General features: G+C 64.6%; 7 protein-coding genes and 1 pseudogene. 6 read left to right on the top strand and 2 right to left on the bottom strand.

Annotated features, from left to right (window positions below; translation table 11 throughout):
* Positions 1-681, bottom strand: a 681-nt coding sequence (locus AC1D00_RS19210) for a tetratricopeptide repeat protein (protein WP_477011742.1), incomplete at its 3' end; no start/stop codon positions are given.
* A 124-nt stretch (positions 682-805) separates the two neighbouring features.
* Between AC1D00_RS19210 and AC1D00_RS19205 the strand changes: the two genes are divergently transcribed.
* The 3 genes from AC1D00_RS19205 to AC1D00_RS19195 all read left to right on the top strand — a co-directional run bounded on the left by AC1D00_RS19205 (position 806) and on the right by AC1D00_RS19195 (position 2,694).
* Entirely contained in the window at positions 806-1,753 is a 948-nt protein-coding gene (locus AC1D00_RS19205) for a hypothetical protein (RefSeq protein WP_027542864.1), read from the top strand.
* Between the two features lie 157 nt (positions 1,754-1,910).
* Entirely contained in the window at positions 1,911-2,342 is a 432-nt protein-coding gene (locus tag AC1D00_RS19200; protein WP_404556458.1) for a MerR family transcriptional regulator, read from the top strand.
* Positions 2,275-2,694, top strand: a complete 420-nt coding sequence (locus AC1D00_RS19195; RefSeq protein WP_477011741.1) for a carboxymuconolactone decarboxylase family protein — start codon at positions 2,275-2,277, stop codon at positions 2,692-2,694. The genes AC1D00_RS19200 and AC1D00_RS19195 overlap by 68 nt, the downstream gene beginning before the upstream one ends.
* A gap of 97 nt (positions 2,695-2,791) precedes the next feature.
* On the opposite strand, the gene rimO is transcribed toward AC1D00_RS19195, so the two are convergent.
* Entirely contained in the window at positions 2,792-4,117 is a 1,326-nt protein-coding gene (gene rimO / locus AC1D00_RS19190; protein ID WP_477011740.1) for a 30S ribosomal protein S12 methylthiotransferase RimO, read from the bottom strand.
* Between the two features lie 113 nt (positions 4,118-4,230).
* Here rimO and AC1D00_RS19185 point away from each other — a divergent pair, with 113 nt between their 5' ends.
* From AC1D00_RS19185 to AC1D00_RS19175, 3 genes and pseudogenes are all read left to right on the top strand, one after another.
* Positions 4,231-4,821 (top strand): ANTAR domain-containing response regulator, encoded by a 591-nt coding sequence (locus AC1D00_RS19185; protein ID WP_477011739.1) that lies wholly within the window; start codon positions 4,231-4,233, stop codon positions 4,819-4,821.
* The gene (locus tag AC1D00_RS19180) at positions 4,818-5,981 is read left to right on the top strand and encodes a CmpA/NrtA family ABC transporter substrate-binding protein (protein ID WP_477011738.1); all 1,164 of its coding nucleotides are present in this window, start codon (positions 4,818-4,820) and stop codon (positions 5,979-5,981) included. The genes AC1D00_RS19185 and AC1D00_RS19180 overlap by 4 nt, the downstream gene beginning before the upstream one ends.
* Positions 5,982-6,315: 334 nt before the next feature.
* Positions 6,316-7,178: pseudogene (locus AC1D00_RS19175) on the top strand (NirA family protein); the annotation flags it as partial.

The following is a 7,178-nucleotide window of genomic DNA, read 5'->3' as shown; positions in this document are numbered from 1 at the left end:
GCCGAAATCGGCAAACGCCCGCGTCCGATCACCCTTGTCGCGGAAGATGCGCGCACGGTTGCCATAGGCCGGCCCATAGTTGGGATCGAGCCTGATCGACATGTCAAGATCGGCGAGCGCGCGATCGGCCTCGCCGTGCTCGCGATAGGCCGTGCCGCGGTTGAAATAGGCGAGCGCGAATTTCGGATCGAGCTTGATCGCCTGACCGTAGTCGGCGAGCGCCTGCGCGTAGTCGTTCTTGCCGATGTAGGAATTGCCGCGGTTGTTATAGTACAGCGGATCATTGGGCTTGAGCCGGATCGCGCTCGTATAGTCGGCGATGGCGTGGTCGCGATCGCCGAGATCGTCATGGGCAATGCCGCGATTGTACCAGGCGATGGCGTCCTTCGGATCGAGATCGATGGCGCGGTTGAGATCGGCCAGGGCCCGCTCTGTTTCGCCCTTGCGCCGGAAGATCTCGCCGCGGTTGGCAAGCGCGAGCGCATTGGATGGATTGGCTTGCAGCACCGCCGAGCAGCCGGCGAGGCGCCGGTCGTCGCCGACCTTGTCGGTGCCGAAACACCATTGCCGCGCCTGCGCGGGTGAGGGCGATTGCGCCGCGGCGGGAAGTGCAAGCAGGATCAATGCTGTGCCGGTCGCGCACAGCCCGGCCCGGATACCAGCCTTGTGATTGTATTTCATCGATTGCCGCGCAGAAACCATTGAGCCTCTGGCGCGTTTGTGATCGAAGGACGCGAATTGGTTCGAACCGGACGCTGGTCCGTTGAGACCAACACTGGCGGGACCAACCAGACAGTATTCAGCCTTGTCCGACACGCCTTACCCGATCGACCTCGACAGCATTCGCGGCGCATTTCCGCCGGGCATCGAAGCGCCATCCCTGCTTGTCGATTTCGCCGACTGGCTGAATGGGCGCCCCTGGGGCAGCGTCGGTCGCTTCTCCCTGCAAGGGCAGTTCTCCGATCATGCGCCGATCGTCGACGGCAGCCCCCTGCGCGACAGGTTTTCGCTGTTCATGCGGCTGCCGGACGGCTCGGCCGTCGGCGGATGGTATGGCGCCGGTCTCGACCGGGACAATCCGCCGATCGTCGGTCTCGGGTCGGAAGGCGACTACGAGCTGCTGGCGCCGAGCCTTGACGGTCTGCTCGCAAAACTGACGTCGCAGCAATTCGGCAACGCCTGGAGCGACCTGCTGCCGCATGACGAGGTCCAGTGTCAGACGGTCGAGCTCGCGCAGTGGCTGGCCGGACGGCCGGCTGGCGAGCCGATGACGCCGGACGACGCACCGTCGGAGCTTCCCGACTTTCGCGGCTTCGTGGAAAAATGGAGCCGGGATCGCGAAGACTATTGGGCCAATCATCGCCTGATGGCCGAGCTCGGCTGGCGGCTGGCTGCGCATCTGCCGAAGGGGAAGAAGCCCTGGGACAAGACCAACTTCGAGGTCGCGATATCGGGCGCGCAGTATCAGGCGCGCGTCCTCACCCGTGGACCGCAGCCGTTCGCGGAAGCATCTTCGATCGAATCCCTGCTGCGCGACCTGCGCGAGGAGATGCGCCGCGCACAGCCCGAGCTCGGGCTGTGGTACGCGATGAATTTCGGGCTCTACGCCGACGGCCGCGTCATGCCGAACTTCGAATACGATCTGCGCCCGATCATCGACGGCGAGCCTGCGCTGCTGTCCGAGGCGAAGGCCGATCTCGCCCGCGCCCCGCGCCCGGAGCGCTGGGTGCCGAAATGGCTGGCGGCATCCTGAAGTCCGGAATCCTGCGATGCTGCCGCCCAGCCGGCGCGCCGAAATCCTCTGCTGTCGTGCCATCTTGACCTCGCGGGAACGGCACCTTCGATCCCCCTTGACTTAGAGTGCGCTCGAAGGGGTATCTGTACGTGCGTCAGTACGAGAACGGGCACACATGAAGATCGGCGACCTCGCAAAACGAACCGGCTTGTCGACTCACACGTTGCGTTATTATGAGCGCATCGGGCTGCTGCCATACGCAGACCGGGATCGTTCCGGCCAGCGTGACTTTGACGCATCGATCCTCACATGGATCGCATTCCTCGGTCGGCTCAAGACCACGGGAATGCCGATCCGGGACATGTTGCGTTATGCGGCGCTTCGTGATGAAGGCGAAGCCACCGGGCCAGCCCGGCGGCAGATGCTGGAAAACCACCGGGAACAGGTTCGCACGCAGATTGCCGAACTCCAGGAATGCCTGCTCGTCCTTGATACCAAGATTGACGGCTATGCCGGCGACGAACAGAGGACGAAGGAAAATGACGCACGCCCAACCACAAGCCGAAAGCCGCTTCGATCGCGGCCAGCGGGCCCTGTCACGCATTGACGGCAGAGCCGGCGAAARGGTCGTCGCCTCACTCGCCGACATCGCGCCGGATTTCGCACGATACGTGATCGAGTTTCCCTTCGGCGACATTTACAGCCGCGAGGGCCTCGGCCTGCGCGATCGAGAGATCGCGACGATCGGCGCGCTGACGGCGCTCGGAAATGCCGCGCCTCAGCTCAAGGTGCATATCGAGGCGGGTCTGAACGTCGGGCTGTCTCGCGACGAGATCGTGGAGATCATCATGCAGATGGCCGTCTATGCCGGCTTCCCGGCGGCGGTGAACGGGCTGTTCGCAGCCAAGGAGGTGTTTTCCGCGCATGACGGACGGCAGGCGTCGGGAGAAGCGACATGACGTCATCGCGAGCGCGGCAAACGCGATAGCGGACCCGTCATCCCCGCGCTCGCGCGGGGATGACGGTGATGAAGTGGAAGTCGCTGTCGTCAGTGCGTCAAAACCCCGCGACGCTGCCGTGCAGGTCGTATTGGTCGGCGCGCTCGATCTTCGCCGTGACGATCTCGCCGACGCGCAACGGGCGGCGGCTCGACAAATAGACGGCGCCGTCGATCTCGGGCGCATCGGCCTTGGACCGCCCCTTGGCGACGGTCGGGCCGACCTCGTCGATGATGATCTGCTGGCGCGTGCCGACCTTGCGCTTCAGCCTGCGCGCGGAGATCTTCTGCTGGCGCGCCATCAGCGAGTTGTAGCGCTCCTGCTTGACCTCTTCCGGCACCGGATTGGCGATCGCGTTCGACGTCGCGCCGGCGACCGGCTCGTACTTGAAGCAGCCGAGGCGATCGATCTCGGCTTCATCCAGCCAGTCGAGCAGATAAGCGAAGTCCGCATCGGTCTCGCCGGGGAAGCCGACGATGAAGGTCGAGCGCAGGGCCAGATCCGGGCACTCCTCGCGCCAGCGCTTGATCCGCGCCAGCGTCTTGTCCTGCGCCGCCGGACGCTTCATCGCCTTCAGCACCTCGGGGCTTGCGTGCTGGAACGGGATGTCGAGATAGGGCAACACCTTGCCCTCGTTCATCAGCGCGATGACCTCGTCGACATGCGGATAGGGATAGACATATTGCAGCCGGACCCAGGCGCCGAGCTCGCCGAGCTCGCGCGCGAGGTCGAGGAATCTGGCGCGGACCTGGCGGTCCTTCCACGGGCTCTCGGCGTATTTCAGATCGACGCCATAGGCCGAGGTGTCCTGCGAGATCACCAGCAGCTCCTTGACGCCGGCGCCGACCAGACGTTCGGCCTCGCGCAGCACGTCATTGGCCGGGCGCGAGACCAGGTCGCCGCGCAGCTTCGGGATGATGCAGAAGGTGCAGCGGTTGTTGCAGCCCTCGGAGATCTTCAAATAGGCGTAGTGCCGCGGCGTCAGCTTGATGCCCTGCGGCGGCACCAGATCGAGATGCGGATTGTGGGCGGGCGGCAGCGCGCGGTGGACCGCGTCCAGCACGCTCTCATATTGCTGCGGGCCGGTGATGGAGAGCACGCCGGGATAGGCCTGCTCGATCTGCTCGGGTTCCGCGCCCATGCAACCGGTTACGATCACCTTGCCGTTCTCGGCCATGGCCTCGCCGATCGCCGAGAGCGATTCCTGCTTGGCGCTGTCGAGGAAGCCGCAGGTGTTGACGATGACGATGTCGGCCCCGTCATGCTTGCGGGCGAGCTCGTAGCCCTCGGCGCGCAGGCGCGTGATGATGCGCTCGGAGTCCACCAATGCCTTGGGACATCCGAGCGACACGAAGCTGACCTTGGGCGCAGCCGTCTCTTGCATATCTCTTGATCTGCCTGATTGATCGGCAGGAGCTAGTCCTAAATGCGGTCAATTACAACCCTTTGCAGGGCGTTCCGGCGTGCTATGGATGAATCACCTGACGTGAGTGAGCTATGAGCGCCGAACAGTCGCCCAAAATCGTGATCGTCGACGAAAGCCCGATCCGGGCCGCGATCCTCGAGGAGGGGTTGCGGGAGGCCGGATTCACGCAGGTCGCCCATATCCGCGAGATGCAGAGCCTGCTGGCCCGTATTTATGCGGTCGATCCCGACATCATCCTGATCGATCTGGAAAACCCCAGCCGCGACGTGCTGGAGGCGATGTTCCAGGTCAGCCGCGCCGTGAAGCGGCCGATCGCGATGTTCGTGGACCAGAGCGATTCAGCCTCGATCCAGGCCTCGGTCGAGGCGGGGGTATCCGCCTACATCGTTGACGGGTTGAAGAAGGAGCGCATCAAGCCGATCCTCGACCTCTGCGTGTCCCGCTTCAATGCCTTCGCCAAGCTCCAGGAGGAACTCGAGCGCACCAAGTCGCAGCTCGAGGACCGCAAGATCATCGAGCGCGCCAAGGGCATCCTGAWGAAGGTGAAGGGCCTCACCGAGGACGAGGCCTATGTGCTGCTGCGCTCCACCGCGATGCGCGAGAAGAAGAAAATCGGCGAGATCGCCCAGTCGATCATCACCGCGTCGGAGATGCTGAAATGACCGGACCGCTCCGCATCGGGTTCATTCCGCTGGTCGATGCCGCCGCGCTGATCGTCGCAGTCGACAAGGGCTTTACCGCCGCCGAAGGCCTCGACGTCGAACTGGTGCGCGAGGTCTCCTGGTCCAACGTCCGCGACAAGCTCAATATCGGCCTGTTCGACGCCGCCCATCTGCTGGCGCCCGTGGCGATCGCGTCCTCGCTCGGGCTCGGCCACGTCAAGGTGCCGATCGCCGCGCCCTTCAATCTCGGCATCAACGGCAACGCGATCACGGTGTCGCCGGCGCTCCATGCCGCGCTGATGGAGGAGATCGACGGCGACCGCTTCGATCCGCTCGTCACGGCAAAAGCGCTGGCGCGGGTGGTCGCCCGGCGGCGCAAGCTAGGTGCCGATCCTCTGACCTTCGGCATGACCTTTCCGTTCTCGACCCACAATTATCAGCTGCGGTTCTGGATGGCGGCGGCCGGCGTCGATCCCGACGAGGACGTGCGGCTGGTGGTGCTGCCGCCGCCCTACATGGTGGACAGCCTCGCCAACGGCCATGTCGATGCGTTCTGCGTCGGCGCGCCCTGGAATTCGATCGCGGTCGATCTCGGCATCGGCCACATCCTGCATTTCGTCTCCGACATCCTTGACCGCGCGGCGGAGAAGGTGCTGGCGGTCCGCCAGASCTGGGCCGACAAGAACCCGGACATGGTCGCTGGCCTCGTGCGCGCGGCCGTGAAAGCCGCCGCGTTCATCGAGCATCCGGAGAACCGCATCGAGGCGGCGCGCATCCTGGCGCAGCCGGAGCGGATCGGCGTCGATGCCGAGGTGATCCAGCGCACGCTCACGGGACGACTGAAGATCTCGCCCGATGGCACCTTCCGCGAAAGCGGCCGTTACCTGCTGGTCGGACGCGAAGGGGCAGGGCGCCCCGATCCGGTCCAGGCCGCCTGGCTCTACGCGCAGATGGTGCGCTGGGGACAGACGCCGCTGACGCCGGATGGCGTCAAGACGGCAATGGCCGTGTTCAGGCCGGATCTTTATGATGCCGCCTTGGGTAGCCGGCCGCCCAGTGAGGCTCCCGCGGCGTTCGGGGCATTCGCCGGCCCCGTCTTCGATCCCGACAATATCAGGGGGCATCTCGAGGCCTTCGAAGTCGGGCGCTGGAAGGCCTGATTCGGGCCTGCATCGTTTTTGGGCGCCTGGGCTCCTCGTCTAAATTTTGGGCTGGCTGCTCGAATTTCGTGAGAGTTCCCCGCCCGGGAGTTCCCGGGGGCGCTCCTAATCATCTGAACCTACAGCAATTCTCATTTCGATGAAGCTGGCACGCAACTTGTATGTTGCACTGCGGCCAGCTTGTCACAGACGCCTGCTGAGCCGAGTCCCGCAGCAACGAAGCTGATCGGACCGTTGGGTGCAGAGCAGGCTCTTGAGCCAGCCGAGTGCCTCGCGGGTCGCGCAATTTTCCGTCGATACCACCCCGGTGGCCGCAGGAGCTTCGTTACTGACCATGAAACTCGAAACAGTCTCAGTCGACTTTACCGACGAGCAGAAGCGCTATCTCGAAGGCTTCACGACCGGTTTGCAGATCAGCCGGGTCGGTCGCGGTCTTGGTGGCGGCTCCGGCAAGGCGAATGCCGAGCCGACCGGTCCGGACGCCGTGCACATCAAGGCGCAGGACAAGGTCATCGCCTCGGGCAAGAAGCTCGCCGACCAGGAGAAGTTCAAGCGCGACGAGCATCCGTTCGACGCCTATCCGCGGCTGCGCCAGCAGGCGCTCGACAACGCGCCGCCGAGCCCGGCGGACAATTTCCGCTGGCGCTATTACGGCATCTTCTACGTCGCGCCGACGCAGGACTCCTACATGTGCCGCCTGCGCATCCCGAACGGCATCATGAAGCACTGGCAGCTGTCGGGCCTTGCCGATCTCGCCGACGATCTCTGTGGTCCCTACAGCCATGTCACGACGCGCGCCAACCTCCAGCTTCGCGAGATCCCGCCGAAGCACGCGATCAAGCTGATCGAGGGCATCCAGGATCTCGGCCTGTGCTCGCGCGGCTCCGGCGCCGACAATATCCGCAACGTGACGGGAACGCCGACCGCCGGCATCGATCCACAGGAAATCATCGACACGCGGCCGTTTGCGCGCGAGTGGCACTACCACATCCTCAACGACCGCTCGCTCTACGGCCTGCCGCGCAAGTTCAACGTGGCCTTCGACGGCGCCGGCAGGATCGCGGTGCTCGAGGAAACCAACGACATCGCCTTCACGGCGTTCGAGGTGAAGGACGGTTTCGGCGTCGAGCCCGGGGTCTGGTTTCGCCTCGGCCTCGGCGGCATCACCGGACACAAGGATTTCGCAAAGTACTCCGG

This window comes from Bradyrhizobium sp. P2_E8 (genome assembly GCF_056403875.1).
Note: the sequence above shows the minus strand (reverse complement) of the source record. Positions and strands in the feature narration are given on the sequence as shown.

Coding starts and splice junctions, on each gene's coding strand:
- AC1D00_RS19200 (WP_404556458.1), top strand. CDS start 1,911: ATGAAGATCGGCGACCTCGCAAAACGAACCGGCTTGTCGACTCACACG.
- rimO (WP_477011740.1), bottom strand. CDS start 4,117: ATGCAAGAGACGGCTGCGCCCAAGGTCAGCTTCGTGTCGCTCGGATGT.